Source organism: Pedobacter faecalis (genome assembly GCF_030182585.1).
In the GTDB taxonomy this organism is placed as follows: Bacteria; Bacteroidota; Bacteroidia; order Sphingobacteriales; family Sphingobacteriaceae; genus Pedobacter; species Pedobacter faecalis.
In genome coordinates this window covers 2,362,588-2,381,569 of the sequence record NZ_JARXOW010000001.1, presented here as the reverse complement: position 1 = coordinate 2,381,569, position 18,982 = coordinate 2,362,588, and the positions used below count along the sequence as shown (strand labels likewise).

General features: G+C 47.5%; 20 protein-coding genes. 11 read left to right on the top strand and 9 right to left on the bottom strand.

What is annotated here, in order from left to right:
- The first annotated feature begins 242 nt into the window (after positions 1-242).
- A complete protein-coding gene (locus QEP07_RS10780; protein WP_285010096.1) occupies positions 243-806 on the top strand; it encodes a 5-formyltetrahydrofolate cyclo-ligase in 564 nt (187 codons plus the stop codon).
- 14 nt (positions 807-820) lie between these two features.
- On the opposite strand, the gene QEP07_RS10775 is transcribed toward QEP07_RS10780, so the two are convergent.
- Positions 821-1,621 carry an exodeoxyribonuclease III gene (locus QEP07_RS10775; protein WP_285010095.1) on the bottom strand — a complete coding sequence of 267 codons (801 nt, stop codon included), beginning with the start codon at positions 1,619-1,621 and terminating at the stop codon, positions 821-823.
- A 2-nt stretch (positions 1,622-1,623) separates the two neighbouring features.
- On the bottom strand, positions 1,624-2,313 hold the full coding sequence (locus QEP07_RS10770) for a peptidylprolyl isomerase (RefSeq protein ID WP_285010093.1): 690 nt from the start codon (positions 2,311-2,313) through the stop codon (positions 1,624-1,626).
- Between the two features lie 88 nt (positions 2,314-2,401).
- Here QEP07_RS10770 and QEP07_RS10765 point away from each other — a divergent pair, with 88 nt between their 5' ends.
- The 8 genes from QEP07_RS10765 (at position 2,402) to QEP07_RS10730 (ending at position 7,358) form a co-directional block, all read left to right on the top strand.
- Complete coding sequence (locus QEP07_RS10765) at positions 2,402-2,800, top strand: HYC_CC_PP family protein (protein WP_256002834.1); 399 nt, start codon at positions 2,402-2,404, stop codon at positions 2,798-2,800.
- An 82-nt stretch (positions 2,801-2,882) separates the two neighbouring features.
- Positions 2,883-3,419 carry a heavy-metal-associated domain-containing protein gene (locus tag QEP07_RS10760; protein ID WP_285010092.1) on the top strand — a complete coding sequence of 179 codons (537 nt, stop codon included), beginning with the start codon at positions 2,883-2,885 and terminating at the stop codon, positions 3,417-3,419.
- A gap of 3 nt (positions 3,420-3,422) precedes the next feature.
- Positions 3,423-4,229 (top strand): hypothetical protein, encoded by an 807-nt coding sequence (locus QEP07_RS10755; RefSeq protein WP_256002840.1) that lies wholly within the window; start codon positions 3,423-3,425, stop codon positions 4,227-4,229.
- Between the two features lie 72 nt (positions 4,230-4,301).
- On the top strand, positions 4,302-4,874 hold the full coding sequence (locus QEP07_RS10750) for a YceI family protein (protein ID WP_285010090.1): 573 nt from the start codon (positions 4,302-4,304) through the stop codon (positions 4,872-4,874).
- 20 nt (positions 4,875-4,894) lie between these two features.
- On the top strand, positions 4,895-6,022 hold the full coding sequence (locus QEP07_RS10745) for a hypothetical protein (protein WP_285010089.1): 1,128 nt from the start codon (positions 4,895-4,897) through the stop codon (positions 6,020-6,022).
- A gap of 120 nt (positions 6,023-6,142) precedes the next feature.
- Positions 6,143-6,787, top strand: a complete 645-nt coding sequence (locus QEP07_RS10740) for a peroxiredoxin (protein WP_256002848.1) — start codon at positions 6,143-6,145, stop codon at positions 6,785-6,787.
- A gap of 11 nt (positions 6,788-6,798) precedes the next feature.
- Complete coding sequence (locus QEP07_RS10735; protein WP_285010087.1) at positions 6,799-7,110, top strand: thioredoxin family protein; 312 nt, start codon at positions 6,799-6,801, stop codon at positions 7,108-7,110.
- A complete protein-coding gene (locus QEP07_RS10730; protein ID WP_256002854.1) occupies positions 7,107-7,358 on the top strand; it encodes a DUF6952 family protein in 252 nt (83 codons plus the stop codon). Before QEP07_RS10735 ends, QEP07_RS10730 begins: the two co-directional genes overlap by 4 nt.
- A 66-nt stretch (positions 7,359-7,424) precedes the next feature.
- Here QEP07_RS10730 and QEP07_RS10725 read toward each other — a convergent pair whose 3' ends face one another.
- The 7 genes from QEP07_RS10725 to QEP07_RS10695 all read right to left on the bottom strand — a co-directional run bounded on the left by QEP07_RS10725 (position 7,425) and on the right by QEP07_RS10695 (position 16,478).
- Positions 7,425-10,013: a phosphoenolpyruvate carboxylase gene (locus QEP07_RS10725; RefSeq protein WP_285010086.1), complete on the bottom strand. Its 2,589-nt coding sequence runs from the start codon at positions 10,011-10,013 to the stop codon at positions 7,425-7,427.
- Between the two features lie 239 nt (positions 10,014-10,252).
- A complete protein-coding gene (locus QEP07_RS10720) occupies positions 10,253-11,800 on the bottom strand; it encodes a DHA2 family efflux MFS transporter permease subunit (protein ID WP_285010084.1) in 1,548 nt (515 codons plus the stop codon).
- A gap of 2 nt (positions 11,801-11,802) precedes the next feature.
- Positions 11,803-12,843: an HlyD family secretion protein gene (locus QEP07_RS10715; RefSeq protein WP_285010082.1), complete on the bottom strand. Its 1,041-nt coding sequence runs from the start codon at positions 12,841-12,843 to the stop codon at positions 11,803-11,805.
- Positions 12,844-12,853: 10 nt separating this feature from the next.
- Positions 12,854-14,176 carry a TolC family protein gene (locus QEP07_RS10710; protein WP_285010080.1) on the bottom strand — a complete coding sequence of 441 codons (1,323 nt, stop codon included), beginning with the start codon at positions 14,174-14,176 and terminating at the stop codon, positions 12,854-12,856.
- On the bottom strand, positions 14,173-14,793 hold the full coding sequence (locus tag QEP07_RS10705; protein WP_256002862.1) for a TetR/AcrR family transcriptional regulator: 621 nt from the start codon (positions 14,791-14,793) through the stop codon (positions 14,173-14,175). Before QEP07_RS10705 ends, QEP07_RS10710 begins: the two co-directional genes overlap by 4 nt.
- A 213-nt stretch (positions 14,794-15,006) precedes the next feature.
- A complete protein-coding gene (locus QEP07_RS10700; RefSeq protein WP_256002863.1) occupies positions 15,007-15,192 on the bottom strand; it encodes a hypothetical protein in 186 nt (61 codons plus the stop codon).
- Positions 15,193-15,254: 62 nt separating this feature from the next.
- On the bottom strand, positions 15,255-16,478 hold the full coding sequence (locus tag QEP07_RS10695; protein WP_285010079.1) for a sensor histidine kinase: 1,224 nt from the start codon (positions 16,476-16,478) through the stop codon (positions 15,255-15,257).
- A gap of 48 nt (positions 16,479-16,526) precedes the next feature.
- On the opposite strand from QEP07_RS10695, the gene gltX reads away from it, so the two are divergent.
- Both gltX and ypfJ read left to right on the top strand, forming a co-directional pair.
- On the top strand, positions 16,527-18,038 hold the full coding sequence (gene gltX / locus QEP07_RS10690; protein ID WP_285010077.1) for a glutamate--tRNA ligase: 1,512 nt from the start codon (positions 16,527-16,529) through the stop codon (positions 18,036-18,038).
- A 98-nt stretch (positions 18,039-18,136) separates the two neighbouring features.
- The gene (ypfJ, locus tag QEP07_RS10685) at positions 18,137-18,976 is read left to right on the top strand and encodes a KPN_02809 family neutral zinc metallopeptidase (protein ID WP_285010076.1); all 840 of its coding nucleotides are present in this window, start codon (positions 18,137-18,139) and stop codon (positions 18,974-18,976) included.
- Positions 18,977-18,982: the final 6 nt, after the last annotated feature.

The following is an 18,982-nucleotide window of genomic DNA, read 5'->3' as shown; positions in this document are numbered from 1 at the left end:
AGGTTGATTGAGGCTTCGGAGTGGTTCCCGAAGCCTTATTTTTTGGTGCCTATGGTTGTAAAATGATGTGCTCCTTCGAGGCTGGAATCTTTTGCCCGCTTCGCGGGACAAAATTTCCTAGGCCGCTCAGCAACACATCATTTTAATGCGAAAGGTTCAGTTAAAAAATGCGGTCTTCGGGATGAGGGGTGATGTTATTGCTGGGGTTGTTGATATCTTTGTTGAGAATAATGATGTTTTACATGAAGAAAGCGGAGATCAGAAAGGAGGCTATGAGGCAGCGTAAGGCGTTGTCGGAGCGACAGGTTGCCGAGTTGAGTTTGGGTTTGCTGGAACAGTTTAAAAGGCTTGATTTTACCGGGGTAAAGACGCTTCATGTTTTTCTGCCAATTGCAGAGAAGAACGAGCCGGATACTTTTTTGTTTATTGAATGGTTACAGGCGGAACATCCGGACGTAAAGATTATTGTGCCCCGGGCAGACTTTGATTCTGCCTTAATGACCAGCCACGTGTACGCTGGGCGCGAGGACTTGCAGAAAAATCTTTATAATATCCTGGAGCCGCAGAAGTCGGCCCTGCACACGGGCGATGTGGACATGGTACTGGTGCCTTTACTTGCCTTCGATCGCCGTGGCTACCGCGCGGGCTACGGTAAGGGGTTTTATGATCGTTTCCTAAGCGGCCTGAAGACCCTTAAAGTGGGGGTCTCCTTTTTTGGACCGGTTGAGGAAATTGAGGATGTGCATGAGAATGATGTCAGGCTGGATTGCTGCATTACCCCGGAGCGCATGTACTCGTTTGATTGAGCACCCCTGGATGATCAGAGAGGGCCATGGGTAGCCCCTTCGGCCTGGAGGTCCAGTTCTAACAGTACCGGGCAATGGTCGGAATGGACCGCGTCGGGCAAGATAGTTACCCGTTTCAATTTATTGAGCATCGGCTGGGAGGCCAGATGATAGTCGATGCGCCAGCCGAGGTTCTTTGCCCGTGAATTTGCCCGGAAACTCCACCAGGTATAGTGATGTGGATCTTTATTAAAATACCTGAAAGTATCTATAAAACCGTTGCAGAGAAAGGTTTCCATCCATTCCCGTTCTTCGGGCAGGAAGCCTGAGGAATTTGCGTTTGTTTTCGGGTTATGTATGTCGATGGCGGTATGACAGATATTATAATCGCCCGATATAATAAGATTTGGATGTGTCTTTCTTAGTTCGGCGATATAGCCGTCGAAAAAGCGCATGAATTCGTACTTCTTGATCTGACGTTCCTCTCCGCTGGATCCCGATGGCATATAAAGGCTCATCAGGGAAAAGTCATCGAAATCGGCCCGAATAACACGCCCTTCCCTGTCGATCCATTCCTCTCCGCAGCCTAGCTGCACGTGGTTTGGCGGAATACGGGTAAGTATGGCTACGCCACTATAGCCCTTCTTTTCGGCGGGAAACCAGAAGTGCTGATAGCCTAGTTGTTCAATCAAGGCAATGATTTCCGGAATCTGTGTGGGCAGTGCTTTTACTTCCTGGAGGCATACCATGTCGGCATCGGTAGCCTGAAGCCAGCCGAAAAAGTTTTTAGTAGAAGCGGAACGGATGCCGTTGATGTTGTATGATATGATTTTCACGGTCAGGATTTTGAAAGTTTACGTTCCAGACGGCGTGCTTCACGCTTGCTGAGCAGTTTCACTGCCATTCTCACATCGGTCAGCGGACGGTTGCGCTCGTCGGTGGCTACCGTCGCAATACTGTCGACCATAGCGAAGCCCTGAACGATTTCGCCGAAGACGGTATAGTTTTGGTCGAGATGCGGTGTACCCCCTGCGGTCTTATATATTTCCCGCTGCCATCCTGGTATTTTGAAACCCTGACGTTTACTTTCCAGTGCATCCAGCATTTCGTCTGTAAATATTTTTCCCTGAACAAGATAGAACTGGCATCCGCTGGAGGCTTTCTCCGGGTTATTGTCGCGCGCAGCAGCAAGCACGCCCTTTTTGTGAAACAGGCTGTCTCTGAACTCTGCAGGTACGGTGTAACCCACATCGCCATTGCCCAGTTCGCTGCCAGGCTGGGCTGTTTTAGAGTCCGGATCGCCCCCCTGGATCATAAATCCGTTGATAACGCGGTGAAACAGGGTGCCGTCTATAGTTTTCTTTTTGGCAAGCTTGACAAAATTATCGCGGTGTAAAGGCGTTTCATTATATAGCTTTATGACGCATTCGCCCATGCTGGTTTGAATGCGGACATATTTGTGCTTTGGCCTGGCCCCGAATACTGCGCTAAGGCTTAGGCATAAGAGTAGGGTAAGAAGTCTTTTCATAATCGGGCTGCAAGATAATGCTTTTGGTTTTGATCGGCTTAATTTTATATATTTGTACCTGAGTTGACTCGTCAACCTCCAGTGATTTATGAAGTTACAAAGAAAAATTGCTTTAGGCTTATGTGTCTTTTACCTGTTCAGCGTAATCGGCATTGCTGTCAGTATGCATTTCTGCAACGGCAGTTTTTCTTCTTTTAGTTTCACCAAGGCGGCTAAATGCGGGTCGTGCAAGGCAACAGGAACTGATGCGAAAAGCCATGACTGCTGCAAGACTACGGATGTGGATGCTAAGGTTGAAGACAGCCATGAGGCTTCTGGTAAGATCAGTATTCCCAAGATTGTTAGTCTGGAAATGCTCTTTGATGCGGTGTTGCCGTATTTCAAAGTGGGCGGGTTGGCCGTTGTTTTTAAGGATGCAGAAGGTAAGGCTCCCCCGCTCTCCTCGCTTGTGCGTTTGCATCTTTTCAACTGTGTTTTCAGGAATTAGGAGTTAAGATGGTTTTTTTCCGGCTTGCCAGGTATTGGTTGGCCGTGGCTTATACTATTTTTTAACTTCAAATGATTCTAACATGAAAACGATTCAATATTTCGCTTTAATTATATTCGTGCTGACCGCAGGAAAGGTTTCCGCTCAGCAAATTTCTTCTGCAGAACTTCAGGTTACGGGGCTTACCTGCTCGATGTGTTCTCAGGCTACCGAGAAGTCGCTCCGTACACTGGATTTTGTCAAAAATGTGGAACCCGACCTTAACCGCAATGTCTTTGTGCTGAGCTTTGATGCGGGCAAACGTGTTAATCTGGATAAGATCGCAGATAAGGTACAGGATGCGGGTTTTTCGGTGGGTAACCTGGCCGCTACATTTAATTTTAACCAGGTAAAGGTCGACCCTTCAGGCAAAGCCCTTGCTGGTTCTGAAGTGTATCATTTCGTGAACGCGAAAAATAAGGTGCTCAACGGAAAGGTGAAAGCCAGTGTAGTCGACAAAGGCTTTATTTCTAATGCTGAGTATAAGAAGAAAGCGGCAGAAGTAAAATCAGAGGCCTACAAATCGGGTTACGCCATGGTAAACGGTAAGCGTACACGTGTTTATCACCTGTCTATTTAAAGGATGAGGGGGTTGTTATATGCGCTGGTGCTGGTCTTTTTGGCCAGCACTGCGCAATCTCAGGAATTGTATGTGTTTACCGAGCCTGCCAGCAATATGCCTGCTAAGTCGGTGGGATTAAGGCTAACCAACGAGGGAGTGTTCAGCCCGGAGTTTGCTAACCGCAGTATCCCGGAACTGATGGTCGGTTTTAACAAGAGCTGGATGCTGCACGGACAGGCGTTTTTGTCGGATATGGATGGACGCTATGCATTTGAAGGTGGCAGCGTGTACACCAAATACAGGTTTTTATCTATAGACGATGTCCAATCGCATTTTCGGGCTGCAGCGTATGCACGGGTCAGCAGCAGCAGGCGGCCCACTTATACAGAAGACATTAACCTGGAGGGCGACAACAGCGGCGTGCAGGGGGGCGTAGTGTTTACGCAGTTGTTGCATAAGCTTGCGCTTTCGGCCAACTTGAACTACAGCAAGGCGTTTGTTAAAGCAGACAAGCAATTGCCTGACATGCCGGAACCGGACCAAATGATCGGATATAGTCTGTCGTCCGGTTACCTGCTTTTCCCTTTGGTGTACAGGAATTACAATCAGCCCAACTTAAACTTGTATTTTGAGGCCTTGGGCAAAACAAATCCCGCAAACGGACGTTCCTATGTTGACTTTGCTCCGGCGGTTCAAATGATTTTAAATAGTCGCACCCGAATCGATGTTGGTTATCGCTTCCAGGTGGCGGGTAATATTCCGGGGCGCTATACCCGCAATATGTATTTGGTTCGGGCGGAGTTTAATTTTTTTAATGCCATTAAATAGCCGGCGATTTCTTATCATAGATCAATGGCTTAGGTTTTGTGCGGATGTATCTTTGTATGAAAAATTAGAAACATGAAAAAGACATTTTTATTTTTTATCGCGCTGACATTCAGCGTAGCGTCGTTTGCACAAACCAAATGGACGGTGGACCCGATGCACTCCTTCGTGAACTTCTCCGTGAAGCACATGGGCATTTCCTTTGTAGACGGTAATTTCGGTAAGTTTAACGGCTCGGTTACTGCCGCCAAGGAGGACCTGTCTGATGCTAAGATCAGCTTTACGGTAGACGTTAACAGCATCAACACCAATGTAGAAATGCGCGACAAACACTTGAAGTCTGATGACTTCTTTAACGCGGAAAAGTACCCTAACATGACTTTTGAGAGTACTTCGTTTAAAAAGAAAAGCGGCAGCAATTATGTGCTTGCGGGCAAGCTGACCATTCGCGATGTGACTAAAGATGTACAATTTGATGTTGTTTTTGGTGGAACTGCTAAAGATCAGCAAGGGAATACCAAGGCTGGATTTATGGCTACAACTACCATTAACAGGCTGGACTACAACATAAAATATGATCCTTCAGGAATGGGTGTGGGAAAAGACGTTAAGATCACCCTGAACCTAGAGTTTGCTCAGGCAAAATAAACTTTAAAATATAGTTCTGAATGAAGAAGGGATTGCTCACCTGTTTGTTTTTGTTTTGTTTGCTCCATATAGCTTGGGGGCAGACGATAAAGACGGGTGTGCTGGTGCTAGGCGGTGGAAATAGCGCTGTCGCAGCGAGCCTGCAGTCGGCCATTTCAGGTGTTAAAACGCATTTGCTGCTACCGGGCAATGACCTTGGCCTTTCGATGGAAAAAGCCAGTTCAGGAACTGGCCTGGAGGCTACGCTTACTGCCTTGCTGGATAGTCTTGGCGAGCCGGGGATCAGGAAATGGGTAGACAGCACTAAAAACCTGTCGGTCGTAAGAAGTGTAAGCTGGCAAAAGCTGAAGCGGTCTGGGCAGGGCTGGGTTATGGAACTTGGCGATGGTCGCAAGGTTAGGGCCGAAGTGCTTGTTCGACCTGACTCGGCTAGTGCACCCGCGATTTGGCAGCCCTTTGATTATCAGAATAATAATTACAGAACCAGTATCGGGGCAAATTATGGTGTGGATGCACCTGAAGCCTCGATACTGAGTTTATATGCTTTGCTCGGGGCTTCGAACGAGAACGAGATCATCTTGCCTGCCACTCAGCATTCGCTGGCCTTCGGTCAGGCAGCAGGCGCTACTGCTGCTTATGCGGCTTTCTTCAAGAAGAAGACCAGCGAGGCGAGTCTAAAAGATATTCAGGGCGAACTGATCAAGTATAACCTGGCGCTAATCCCGTTTGAAGATGTTAAACCTGCAGATACCAACTGGAGGGCTATTCAGTTCGCCGGTCTGACCGGCGTCCTCAAAGCTTCCCTGACCAATGGTAAGGCGTATTTTAAGCCTGAGGAACCGGTATCCGTTTCTGAGGTAAAGGATGTGATCAAAGAATATTATTATAAGGCCCAGATATGGTTTGATGACCATAAGTCGGATAAACTGACTGCGGGCGATGCGTTAAGCCTTATTTGTTACGTGGGCGGCAAAGCCCCCGAAAGTACAGAAAAACAGGTAAGGAAGAACTGGAACACATCCTATGGTTTCAAAACGCCCTATAATCCCTCAAAGGTTGTTAGTCGCCGTGAGCTGGCGGCTTTGATGATGGACTATCTGAACCCTTTCAACGTAACCATCGATAAGACTGGCCGCGTTTTGAGGTAATAGATTTTGTCTATACTTCTATCGAGAATTGATATCGGTTTATCGATCGCTTTGCTTGCTTTTGGCGGTGGCTTGCCGTACCTTTGCACCAGTAAAATTTTAAACACGAAACATAAAATTATGGCACTAGTAGGTAGAAAATTTCCAAGCATCAGTGTTGATGCCATGTCTGAAATGGGCGACAATTTGAAGATCAACGTTTTTGAAGAGGCCGTTAGTAAAAACAGCAAGGTGTTGTTGTTTTGGTATCCAAAAGATTTCACTTTTGTTTGCCCAACAGAGCTTCATGCGTTCCAGGCAGCACTTCCTGAATTTGAAAAAAGAAATACCATTGTAATAGGTGCATCATGTGATACAAACGAGGTGCATTTTGCCTGGTTAAATACACCGAAAGATAACGGTGGTATTGAAGGTGTAACATATCCTATTCTTGCGGATACGCACAGGCACCTGGCGAACATTCTGGGTATCGTAGAACAGGAAGTTGAATATGATGAGGAAGGCAATGAGACTTTTTCGGGTTCGAATGTGACGTTCCGCGCCACTTATCTGATCGATGAGACTGGTAAGGTTTTCCATGAGAGTGTGAACGATATGCCGCTTGGAAGGAATGTAAAAGAGTATCTGCGTCTGATCGACGCATACAGCCACGTACAAACTCATGGCGAGGTTTGTCCGGCAAACTGGGAAGAGGGTAAAGAAGCGATGAGTGCGAACAGGACCAGTGTGGCAGAATACCTGAGCGCTAATGTAAGTGCGAACTAACAAAAACAAAGATGTTTGTAGAATTAACAGAAGATAACCTTCAGCAATATATTACCGGCAACGACAAGGTGATGGTGCAGTTTTCGGCCTCTTGGTGTGGTAACTGCCGGATCATGAAGCCGAAGTTCAAGAAGCTTGCTTCGGAGAACGAGGACGTGGCTTTCCTGATCGTAGACGCAGAGAAGTTCCCCGAGTCGCGTAAGCTAGCTAACGTGGACAATCTGCCAACCTTTGCGGCTTTTAGCGGCGGGTCCCTTGCGGGGCAGGTTCAGACCAATAAAGCTGAGTTGCTGACCGAGTTATTTGAAAAAGTAAAGTCATGAAAATTCCTGTAATCAGACAGTTGTATCAGAACAGCACGCCGGAAGACCTGGAGACTACGCTTACCGTTTTAGAGTCGTTTTGCGAGTTCAGGGGTGTGAGCGAGGCGGAGATTGATGTGGCAGGCGAACTGATCACGAATATCTGCGGAGCGCTTGAAGTACACGGCAGCGTGAGATCGGGAATGGCTGAGAAGGATGCATTAAATGCTTTTTCTCAGAAAGTCATGGGCTCGATCGATCGGGGATAGCCCGAAGTTGTAAAAGCAAAAAAGGGGATGCACGATGTATCCCCTTTTTTTTGCTTTGTTTATTTCTTATGCCAGGTTTCTTCCTGCATTAACGATACCATATACCGTTCTGATCGCCAGCTTTTCGTACCACTGACGCTCATCGGCAGATATATCGCCGCGAAGGCGTTCCAAAGCGAAATGCTGGATCAATACCAATGGAAGTACGATCTTTTCTCTCACGGCAATAGAGCGCTTCTCTGCCGGATAATTCTCCATCAGTGTTTCATGTCCCGACAGCTTAAGGAGCATTCGCTTAGATAGCTCAAATTCGTCGTACAGGCTCTTCCAGAACTGGCCATACTCTTCGTCGTTCCGAAAATGGGCGGTTATCGAGAAGTCTGACTTGCTCATGGACATCATACAGTTGTCGATGATGGTCTTAAAGTATCCCGACTCATTGTAGGTTTCCACGACCTTATCCCAGTTGCCCTGTTCTTCCTGGTCTTTAAGTGCCGTACCCATACCGTAAAAACCAGGGATATTCTGCTTTAACTGGCTCCAGGCGGTAACAAAACTGATCGCCCGCAGATCCTCCAGTTTCAATGATCCTCCGGAGCTGCGTTTTACCGGCCTGCTGCTGATGGTGATTTTAGAAAGCAGGGTAAGCGGCGAGAACTTCTCCAGATAGCTCAGGAAAAGGGGGTGCTTGCGGAGCGATACAAACGCGTTGAAGCTGGTCCTGGCCATGTTGTCGAGCAGGTTTTTATGCACCGGATCCAGCAGGATATTGTGCTTCTCCCGGATGCCGGCTGAAATCCCTGCGTTGATCAGCTGTTCGATATTGAATTCTGCGCTGTCGATAGACCCGAATTGTGAACTGATAGTTTGCCCCTGAATGGTCAGCTGAATATTTTTGTTGGCGATCTCTTTGCCCATCGAGGCATAAAAGCGGTGTGTTTTGCCTCCGCCGCGTGATGGCGGGCCGCCTCTGCCGTCAAAAAAGGCGAGTTGTATGTTATGCTTGTTGGCCGTGGATGTAAGCGCAACCTTGGCATTGAATATAGACCAGTTGGCCATTAGATAACCCCCGTCTTTGGTGCTGTCAGAAAACCCGAGCATGATATGCTGCTTGTTTCCGCGACTCGCTAAATGTTTTTTATAGAAGGGGTGCGCGTATAGTGTTTCCATGATATCGCCCGCTACTTCCAGATCGTGTACGGTTTCAAACAACGGTACGAAGTCGACGGTCAAGCTGTCTTCTTCCCATCCGTTCCAGAGAAACAGCTCGATAAGCTGAAGGATGTCGCTTGCCCGCTGGCAGTTGCTGATGATAAACCGGTGGCATGCTTCTTCTCCATTACTTTCCTGGATCTGCTTGATCTCCGAGATGGTCTGTAAGGTGTCGTCAATGAGCGGGTCGGGCGTAGCCGGATTCTGCAGTCGCGCGCTTTTGAATACAAGCGTGTTAATTTTTTCTTCTTCCCTCAGTTCATCGTAGTTTTCAGGGAACAGGGAAATAATGGGCTTGCTTTGACGGCAATATGCATGTACGTCTCTGAGTACCCTGCTGTCCTGCCTGATGTCAAGTGAGGCAAAGTGGCATTTGTAAAGTTCTATTTTGCGTATCAGATCCGACACAAGATCGGTAAAGAGCCCGTCGTGATCTGTATCCAGAGTATTCTTGATGTTGCTGAGATATCCGACAATGCTATCCGATATGTTTTCCATCTGAAGACTGGAATCGAAGGCGTTTGCATACAGGATGTCGTGTACTTTGGCGATGTCGTCTTCTACGCCACGGAAGGTGATGCGGCGCTTTAAGTTACGGAAGTCGCGGTAATAACAACGGAACAGTATCTGACGGAGCATTCGCGCAACTTGTATGGTCGCATCTGTATGTACGTTGGGATTGCCGTCCCTGTCTCCACCAGGCCAAAAGCCAAGTTCGAGGATCTTTTTTGGTTCGAGATTGAAGTCTGTAAGCGTGCGGTCAATCTCAGATTGTATGTTGGCCGCCGCGAAGTAAAAGACGTTTTCCAGGTACCAGGCAAGGCTCAGGGCTTCATCGACCGGGGTGGGCGACTTCTTATTAAAGAACGGCGTTTTGCCAAGCTGCTGCAGGAGCGAATGGATGGTCGACAAATCGTTTGTTTTAATGGCGGTTGTCAGATCCGTAATGATGGAGAGCACACTTCCCGGGTAGAATTGGGTGGGGTGCGCAGTAAGAACCAGACGGAGCGAAAAATCCTCCATAAGCTTCTCAATTTTTTCACTCAGAGGATTGTTGTCGACGCCCTTTTTCAGATAATCGAGCAATGCGCTGTGCTCATCTGAGGCATTGATCTTGGTAAAGCTCGCGTCTTCTATGGCATCGAACAAAACGACCTGGCGTTCGATGTATTGGATAAAGCGAAAGAGCAGGTCTATAACATCTTTGGTTCCCTCGGTCTGGGTGTATTTTTCAAAGAATGCACGAATAATGTCTGCAGGCGTTTTCCGGTTATTGACGCCGTCTTCGCAGGATTTGATAAAAAGAGGAAGCAGTGTTCCTGTGTCTTTGATCTTGTAAAACGGAAGGGTAAGGAAAAGGCTGTTATATAGTTCGAAACGAGATACAACTTCGTTGTTGAATACGGACTCTCGCTGGCCTTTTGCACGTTGTTTCTGCATCATAATTGGGGGGTTGTTTTTTGCGCGCTTAAGCTACCAAAAATGATTCAAATACCGACGGCTTATTTCGATTAAATTTATTTTGATATTTTTCTATAAATCATTAACTTAGTACCATAGAGGTTTAACAAATCCGTCTAGATTTATTTGCCTGCCGTTACAACGCAATGAGAAGCGGACAGGTAGTAATTGTTAATTTTTTGGGGTAGAACAGCCGGCAAGACAACTTGCCGGCTGTTTTGTTAATGTGCATCTGTGGGTACCGCCACGTTCTTCCTGAATTTTTGGAGGAAGACCAAAGGGATGGAAAACAACAGAATTAAACCGGCAACCCAATAGGCGTCGCTATAGGTGAGTAGGAGTGATTGTTTAATAACTGTTCCCTCAATAGCCTTTATCGCCTGATTTTTTGCGTCGAGATAGGTGTAACCGTGTGCCATAAAGTTCTTTATGAATCCGTTAAGGCGGTCGGTAAACGCGGGGTTGTACTCGTTAATATTTACGAGGAGGTTGCTGCGGTGGAATCCCTGCCTCACATGAATTAGTGTAGTTAGCGCGGCAATTCCAAACGACCCGCCTAATTGTCTCATCATGTTGTTCAAGCCTGAGCCCTGCCCGATTTCCGGACCTTTCAGGTCCTGTATGGCCAGCGTCGTAAGCGGAACAAACAGCAGAGCCATGCCAATACCGCGTACAATCAACGGAAGAAAGAAGTCGCCGGTGCCCGACTGTAGGGTCGACTTACTGAGCATGCTGCAGAATATAAAAAACAGGAGCATACCGATCGCTGCCATAATTTGAGCAGGAACGCCTTTTTTTAGCATTATGCCAATGAAAGGCATCAGGATGATGGTGCAAAGTCCGCCGGGAAACAGCAATTCCCCCGTTTGAAGCGGGGAGAAACCTAAGAGGTTCTGGCAAAAAACGGGGAAGACAAAGACGGAGCCGTATAATCCGAAACCTAGAATAAACGAGGTAAACATGCCGATGGAGAAACTTCTGTGGCGCATGATCTTGAAGTTGACTATCGGATGGTCAGTGGTGGTCTCCCGCCAGATGAACAGCAACAGCCCGATCACCGACAGGGCGGCAAGCGCTGTAATATAAGGTGTTGCGAACCAGTCCTCGCTTTCTCCTTTTTCCAGTACGGTTTGTAAACTGCCAACGGCAATGGCCAAAAGCAGAATGCCCCACCAGTCGACCGGCGCTCCTTTATCCTCTTTAGGTGTAGCGCGCACAAAGGTATACGTGCAATACGCCGCCAGGATTCCGACGGGAATATTAACATAAAAGATCATGGGCCATGTGCTGATTTCGAGCAGGTAGCCACCAATGGTAGGCCCTACCGTTGGCCCTACCACCGCGCCCAGACCAAAAAGAGCTGTGGCGATGCCAACGTCTTCCCTTGGCCAGGTTTCGATTAGAATGGCTTGTGCGGTCGATATCAGGCCGCCGCCGGCGAGTCCTTGCAGGATGCGGAAGATAATGAGCTCTTCGAGGTTTGTGGCATTCCCGCAAAGAAAGGAGGCTATGGTAAAGAGGATAATGGAGAACAGGAAATAGTTTTTACGGCCAAAGCGCCCGCCCAGCCAGCCGGACATAGGCAGTACGATGACGTTGGCTACGGCGTAGCCGGTAGAAAGCCAGGCGACGTCTTCCAGGGTGGCACCGAGGTTGCCCTGGATCTGGGGTATTGCTACATTCACGATGGTCGTATCAATAAGCTCCAGCAAGGATGCGGTAATGACTGTGAATGTGATGATCCACTTTTTTAAACCTTTTTCGGCCATGCTTAATCGTTTACGGAAACGGATACTTTAACGCTCATGCCCGGCCTGAGCGAAGGCAGGATCTCTTTAGGGGCTTTGGTAATCTTGATTTTAACTGGTACTCGCTGTACCACCTTAACGAAGTTTCCTGTGGCATTGTCGGGCGGCAAAAGGGAGCCTTTTGCTCCGGTTATAGGGGCGAAGTTGTAGACTTCCCCCTCGACTTCGGCGTCAGGATATGCGTCGACCTCTATTTTCACTTTAGAGCCGGGTTTGATTTCTTCGAGCTGCGTTTCCTTGAAATTAGCAGTGATATACAAACTGTTGTCATTTACAATAGAGAACAGGGACTGTCCTGCCTGGACCAGCTGCCCTTTCTGTACGTTCTTTTTGGAGACCAGGCCGCTTGCAGGGGCTTTAATTAAAGTGTATGAAAGCTGGAGTTTGGCAAAATCTACCTCTGCCTGTTGCTGAGTTACGCCAGAGTTGCTTACCGCCAACTGCGACTCGCTGGTGTTGACTTGCTTAACTAAGGCGATATACTGATCGTTTGCAGCGGCATACTCCGCCTCGGCCGACTCTCTTTCTGCCTTAGCCTGATCGAACTGCTGCTGTGTAACAGAGCCGTCTTTTATCAAATTGGCATAACGCTCGTAATTTTTTCGGGCCAGGGAAAGTTTCGCCTTAGCCGCGTCTATGTTCGCCTTGGCGGTACTGGTATTTGCAGAACTGGCAGAGATTTGCGCTTGCGATACATTAACGCCAGCGCTGGCGCCTTTCTGGCGGGCCTCGGCCTGTTCTAGTTTGACGCTGTAGTCGCTATCGTCTAGTTCAACCAATACATCGCCTTCGCTTACGTGGGTGTTTTCCTCGAACCGGATCTGCTTAACATATCCGCTTACCCTGGCCACAACCGGACTGATGTCTCCATCGATTTGCGCATCATCGGTGTCGACGTGATTGCTGTAATAGATGTATTCTTTAATGCCAAAACCGGCGCCTATGACGATTAATACGGCGAGTATGATGGGGATTATTTTGTTTTTCTTCTTTTCAGTTGTCATTTCAGTAGGATTATTTAGAAGTGTCGATTTTTCCGGTTGATTTTAACAAGGTGTACCAGGCGAGTCCTGCGTCCGCCTTTGCAATTTCCAGATTGATGCGGGCTTGATATAGCAATGTTTCAGCATCTATGCGGTCGGTAGCCGAGGCTACATTGTTCTGGTACTTTGAAGCAAGCAGCTTATCATTTTCTGTGGCCTGTACGATAGAGGCTTCAAGCACTTTGATACGGTTTACCGCCAGCAGATAGTCATGATAAGACTTGTTTATTTCTGTCTTAACCTGATCGGTAAGTACATCTTTCTGCAGAGTTATGCTTTTTTGCTGTATGCGCGCTTCTGCAACTTTGTGCCTAGTTGTCCAAAGGGAGCCGATGTTCCAGGACAGATTTGCGCCGAGCGTTATGGGGGAGATAAACTGGTTGACCGGTGGAATGAAGCGGCCGCTTGGGTTTATGTAATAAAGATTGGCGCCAACACCAACACTAGGTAGGGTTTCTGCTTTCACAGACTTTGTGTTTACTTCCGCAGCGTGATTTTGTAAGTCCAGCTGGCGGAGCTCCTGACGGTTTTCCATGGCCATTTCGGTAAAACTGCCCAGGTTTGGTGCCATTTGGAGGTGGGCTTCGGGATCTGAAATGTCGAGTATTGTGTTTTCATCCAGGCCGAGCATAATGTTCAGATTGTAATTGACGATTTTGCGGTTGTTCTCGATTTCCATCCCGGTAAGCGATACATTTGCCTCCTGTAACTGGAAACGGAGTACATCATTTTTGGTGACAATACCCTGGCTGAAGAATCGCTGAGCTTGCTTAAGCTGGCTGGCAATCGATTCAAGGTTCTGCTCAACCACCTTTTTACTCTGTATGATTTTGAAAAGATTATAGTAGGTAGAGATCACTGCGTAGGCGATTTCTTCTTTGCTTTTGTCGGCATCCAGTCTCGCAACTTCGGCCAAGAGTCGGGTCGACGCTTCGGCATACCTGAGTTTTCCTCCACCATACACGAGTTGCTCGACTGCGGCGGTTCCGACAAAGGCGTCTGCACGTTTCGGTAGGTGCAGCGGTGCGGACTCCCCTATGACCAGCGTGTTGCCCGGGATCTCGGCGTGGTTATATAAAAACGAAGCGTTTCCCGAAGGCAAAGCGTTGTCTTTAACTACAGCAAGGTGAGCAAGGGCTTCATCAATTTTATTTTGTGAGAGGCGTAGATTTTTGCTGTTTTCAATTCCCAGGTTGACCGCCTCACTAAGGTCCAGGTGCCTCACCTGCTGAGCGTAAGTGGTCCCGGAAAGCAGCAGGCCTGTAAGTATTAAATTTTTAAACAGATGTTTCATTTTTGGGGTGCTAGGTATATGGTGATCAAATCGCGCAGATGCGCAATCAGTCGATCGGTAAGTTGCTTGCGGTCTTCCGGCTTGCCAAGATCCTGGCTTGTTCCATGTGTGATCTTTCCGGGCGATATCGCTATCTTGCTAATGGTTCCGACTAGCGTGAGAATGGTTAGCCGGACATCGACCTGCCTGATGCTGCCTTCAGATATTCCTTCGTTGATGATGTTCTCGATAATCTGATAGTTTTCAGCCATCGCTTTTTTGATGTTGCCAAACATTTCAGGGCGTTGGGGGAGGGACAGCTCCCTATGTATCATTTTGTGGAAGCGATGATTGCTCAGGGTGCGAACCGCATACTCGTCAATAATCTTCATCAATTTTTCGATACCGGTTTCACTGCCCTTGCTGATTCGCTCCAGTTGTTCCTTTAGGTCGCTAATCCGTTTATTTATGATTTCCATGAATACGCCTTCTTTGGAACCGAAGTAGTAATTAATCATGGCCATGTTCGCACCTGATTCGCGCGCTATGAGCCGGGTAGACGAGCCTTCATACCCGAGTTCGGAAAACAGCCGCTCCGCAGCTTCCAGAATACGTGTTCTTTTATCTTTTATTTCCATATGTTGATTGGGTGCGCAAAACTAATCAATCGATTGATTAATATTGAGAAAATAAAAAAAGGTAATCTTGAAATTACCTGCGATTGACAAAATGCCGCGACTGAGCTATCCTGGAACTAAGCCAAACGTAATTGCAATACTGTCGACAGGACCACAGCGGGAACTGACAGTTCGTGCAAAAGGTAGCAAACAATAACTTAAATTTAGGAGGGGTTAGTATTCCCTGCCTTTCACGATGCCATTGAGAAATATAGCGCTGAATATAAAACCGACTATGCCTCCAAAGATTGCCCAGAAAAAATTATTTGTGATCGCTAAGGTGGTTACAATGCCGAAGAAGAGTCCTAATACGTAATATACCCAGTCAAAAGTGTTGTTATTTTTTCCTTGCTCAGTCATAGTGAATATCTTAACGGCTCAAAGATATCGATTATTTTAATTTGGGAGGTAATTTTTTGTTACTATGCCGGAGTGCCTGAGGTAGGCTCGTAGGTGATGCTGCTCTTTAATATGATGCGGAATGTGGTTCCCTTGCCGATTTCCGAATCTTTAATAAAGATTTGACCACTATGGTAATTTTCGACGATTCTCCTGGTCAATGAAAGGCCCAGTCCCCAGCCTCGCTTTCGTGTGGTATAGCCGGGCTGAAATACGGCGTCGAATTTAGAGCGGGAAATGCCCGATCCGGTGTCTGTAACGTCTATCAGAACTTCTTCCTTTGCGAGGTTCTCGGCGATGTTTATGCTGATCTTCCCTTCGTTATCTATAGCGTTTGCTGCATTTTTCAACAGGTTTTCAATTACCCAGTCGAACAACGGTACGTTCAGCATAGCGCGAACCTGCTCATCACCGGTAATCTCAAATCTGATCTTGTCAGATGTCCGTAGTTTAAAGTACTGGACAAAGTTATAGATCGCGGTATAGACCACGTGGTCCTCCAGGATGGGTTTTGAGCCGATCTTAGAAAAGCGGTCGGTGATTACTTCGAGGCGCTTGATGTCGTTCTCCATTTCCTCAATAAGCGGGTCGTCCTCGGCGTTAAACCTTGATTTTATCAGTTCTACCCAAGCCATCAGTGATGAGATAGGTGTGCCCAACTGATGTGCCGTCTCTTTTGCTAGGCCGACCCAAACCTGGTCCTGTTCGGCCTTTCTGGCCGAACTGAAGGCTACGTAAGCCGTGAGCAAAAACACGGCGATGACCGCCAGCTGGATGTAAGGGAAATAGCGGAGCTGTGTCAGGGTTGGGGAGTCGCGATAATATAAATACCATACTGTGCCGTCGAGACCGATTATCGGTGTGGGCGCATGCTGCTTTTTCATGCGAAACAGCTCTTTCTTGAAATATAACGGATCGTATGTAATGCCTTCTTTTTTCTCCAGGTTATAGTTGGTTTTAGTTGAATCAAGTCCTTGGAAACTGATGATTTCCCCCTGAGAGTCTGTAAGAATTACCGGAAGTTTTGTGTTGCTGCGTATGAGGTCGATCATACTGGTATAGCGATCGTCGTCGTACATTAAAAACGTCTGTTCGGTTACTTTAACGTACAACTGAAACTGGAGCTGCTCCTCGCGCTCCATTTTCTTAACGAACGAGTTACTGTAAAAAACGGAAGCGGTTCCGATAACGATGGCAAAGATCAAAAGAAAGAATTTCCAACGGCGCTTTTTTTCGTACGGATTCATAGAATATGAAAAAGGCAAATTACAAAAATATATCTTTGCGGATAGTATATGGAAAAGAAAGTTAGAGTACGGTTTGCTCCCAGCCCCACGGGTGGACTTCACTTAGGAGGCGTTCGGACAGCGCTGTTCAACTATTTGTTCGCAAAGCAAAATAACGGCTCATTTATCCTTCGTATCGAAGATACGGATCAGACGAGATTTGTGGAAGGCGCGGAGGAATATATTGCTGACTGTTTGGATTGGTGTGGGCTGGTGCCCGATGAAAGTCCGCAAAAGGGCGGTAACTATGGACCATACAGGCAGAGTGAGCGGAAGGCGTCTTACCGTGTATTTGCTGAACAGTTGATTCGTGAAGGACATGCATACTATGCTTTCGATACGCCGGAAGAGCTGGAGATAAAGCGAAAAGAAGTGCCTAATTTTACTTACGGGCAGGCTACGAGGGAGAGTATGAGAAATTCCCTGTCGTTAACTTCCGGAGAAGTGGAAGAACTGCTTAGTCGCAACGTTCCGCATGTGGTGCGCATCAAGATGCCGGAAAACGAAAGTGTATCATTCTATGATTTGATCAGAGGTCATGTAAGCTTTGACACCAATTTGGTTGATGACAAGGTGCTGCTTAAAGCAGATGGCATGCCAACGTATCATCTTGCCGTTGTTGCAGATGACAAGGCGATGGAGATCAGCCATGTATTTCGTGGAGAGGAATGGCTTCCATCAGCTCCCATCCATATCCTGCTATGGAAATATCTGGGCTGGGCCGACGCTATGCCACAATGGGCTCATTTTCCGTTGATTCTTAAACCTGACGGGAACGGAAAGCTGAGCAAGCGAGATGGCGACAGACTTGGGTTCCCGGTGTATGCTAAAAATTGGACTGACCCGCGTACCGGGGCAGAAACCAGGGGTTTTAAAGAGCTTGGTTTCTTGCCAGAAGCGTTTGTAAACCTTCTTGCCATGTTGGGCTGGAACGATGGTAGTGAGCAGGAGTTATTCTCGCTTTCTGAGCTAATAGCCAAGTTCTCGATAGACCGGATCAGTAAGGCTGGAGCCAAGTTCGATTTTGAAAAGGCGAAGTGGTTTAACCAGGAATGGATAAAGAAAAGCGAAGCGGAAGTGCTGATGCCGCTGGTTAGGTCCGTGTTGGGCGAGCAGGCCACGGACGTAATAACCGACAAGTATTTTCTAAATGTTGTGAGGCTGGTGAAAGACCGGTGTACATTGCTCAGCGATTTTAAACTTCAGGCAGGTTATTTCTTTAAGGCTCCGGAGGTTTTTGATGTGGATGCAGTGAAGCCAAAATGGACTGAGATTAAAGCCAATTTTTTCTCCGCATTTGCGGACACAATTACCGATGAACGCTCTGCATCTGACCTTGAGGAAAGATTTAAATTGCTGTCCGCCGAACACGGACTAAAAGCTGGTGAGGTGATGCTGCCCTTCAGGGTGATGCTTGTTGGTGGAAAATTTGGTCCGGGCGTCTTCGATATCGCCGCGATGCTGGGTGCACAGGAAACTATACAGCGCATCCGATCTGCGGTGAATATGTTTAGTGAATAAAATTCCTGCATAGCATATTATGCAATAAACCTGAAACCTTTGCTATTTTGGTATAATCCTTGTCGCAATACACGGATAAACCAAAACTCACTACAAATATGCAATGGTTCGGTAAAGGAAGCGGCAATGTGGACGATAGGAGAGGAATGGGCGGCGGCGCCATTGGAGGCGGTATCGGCGTCATCATTGTTGTTCTCGGGTTGCTTTTCGGAACTGATCTGAGTGGGTTAGTTAGTCAGCTCCCTTTGCAGCAGGGCGCTCAGGCCGAACGGGCTACTGGTAGCCCCGAAGATGCAGAAGGGAAGTTCGTTGACGGGGTGCTGGAATCGACCAATCAGGTTTGGGAGCAGCAGTTCCAGGAGATGGGACAACGCTATGAGGAGCCTACACTTGTTTTATTCACGGATATGGTGCAGTCGGCCTGTGGTAATGCCAGTGCCGCAGTAGGGCCGTTCTACTGTCCGGGCGACCAGCAGGTATATATTGACCTCTCGTTCTATAAAGACCTTAAAGATCGTTTTGGTGCGTCTGGCGACTTTGCGCAGGCCTATGTTATCGCACATGAAGTTGGCCACCATGTACAGAATCTGCTTGGTATTTCTGAAAAAGTGCAAAGGGCAAGGGCTCAGCTTAGTGAAAAAGAATATAACAGGCTCTCTGTGAAGCTGGAGCTTCAGGCAGATTTTCTGGCGGGGCTTTGGGCTCATCACGCACAGAATCTTAAGGACTTCAGGCTTGACCCTGGGGATCTGGAAGAGGCATTGAATGCAGCCAATGCTATTGGTGATGATAAACTTCAGCAGCAAACCAATGGGGAAGTGGTTCCTGATGCGTTTACGCATGGAACTTCGGCGCAGCGTGCGTTTTGGTTTAAAAAAGGATTTGAAACGGGTGATTTTAGTCAGGGCGATACATTCAGCTCGGAGGAACTCCCTTGATACTGA

Bases quoted from the DNA above. Each gene is read 5' to 3' on its own strand.
- QEP07_RS10745 (WP_285010089.1), top strand. From the start codon at position 4,895: ATGAAGAAGGGATTGCTCACCTGTTTGTTTTTGTTTTGTTTGCTCCAT.
- QEP07_RS10725 (WP_285010086.1), bottom strand. From the start codon at position 10,013: ATGATGCAGAAACAACGTGCAAAAGGCCAGCGAGAGTCCGTATTCAAC.
- QEP07_RS10755 (WP_256002840.1), top strand. From the start codon at position 3,423: ATGAGGGGGTTGTTATATGCGCTGGTGCTGGTCTTTTTGGCCAGCACT.
- QEP07_RS10770 (WP_285010093.1), bottom strand. From the start codon at position 2,313: ATGAAAAGACTTCTTACCCTACTCTTATGCCTAAGCCTTAGCGCAGTA.
- QEP07_RS10695 (WP_285010079.1), bottom strand. From the start codon at position 16,478: ATGAATCCGTACGAAAAAAAGCGCCGTTGGAAATTCTTTCTTTTGATC.
- QEP07_RS10735 (WP_285010087.1), top strand. From the start codon at position 6,799: ATGTTTGTAGAATTAACAGAAGATAACCTTCAGCAATATATTACCGGC.
- QEP07_RS10720 (WP_285010084.1), bottom strand. From the start codon at position 11,800: ATGGCCGAAAAAGGTTTAAAAAAGTGGATCATCACATTCACAGTCATT.
- ypfJ (WP_285010076.1), top strand. From the start codon at position 18,137: ATGCAATGGTTCGGTAAAGGAAGCGGCAATGTGGACGATAGGAGAGGA.
- QEP07_RS10780 (WP_285010096.1), top strand. From the start codon at position 243: ATGAAGAAAGCGGAGATCAGAAAGGAGGCTATGAGGCAGCGTAAGGCG.
- QEP07_RS10765 (WP_256002834.1), top strand. From the start codon at position 2,402: ATGAAGTTACAAAGAAAAATTGCTTTAGGCTTATGTGTCTTTTACCTG.
- QEP07_RS10715 (WP_285010082.1), bottom strand. From the start codon at position 12,843: ATGACAACTGAAAAGAAGAAAAACAAAATAATCCCCATCATACTCGCC.
- gltX (WP_285010077.1), top strand. From the start codon at position 16,527: ATGGAAAAGAAAGTTAGAGTACGGTTTGCTCCCAGCCCCACGGGTGGA.
- QEP07_RS10760 (WP_285010092.1), top strand. From the start codon at position 2,883: ATGAAAACGATTCAATATTTCGCTTTAATTATATTCGTGCTGACCGCA.
- QEP07_RS10710 (WP_285010080.1), bottom strand. From the start codon at position 14,176: ATGAAACATCTGTTTAAAAATTTAATACTTACAGGCCTGCTGCTTTCC.
- QEP07_RS10740 (WP_256002848.1), top strand. From the start codon at position 6,143: ATGGCACTAGTAGGTAGAAAATTTCCAAGCATCAGTGTTGATGCCATG.
- QEP07_RS10730 (WP_256002854.1), top strand. From the start codon at position 7,107: ATGAAAATTCCTGTAATCAGACAGTTGTATCAGAACAGCACGCCGGAA.
- QEP07_RS10705 (WP_256002862.1), bottom strand. From the start codon at position 14,793: ATGGAAATAAAAGATAAAAGAACACGTATTCTGGAAGCTGCGGAGCGG.
- QEP07_RS10750 (WP_285010090.1), top strand. From the start codon at position 4,302: ATGAAAAAGACATTTTTATTTTTTATCGCGCTGACATTCAGCGTAGCG.
- QEP07_RS10700 (WP_256002863.1), bottom strand. From the start codon at position 15,192: ATGACTGAGCAAGGAAAAAATAACAACACTTTTGACTGGGTATATTAC.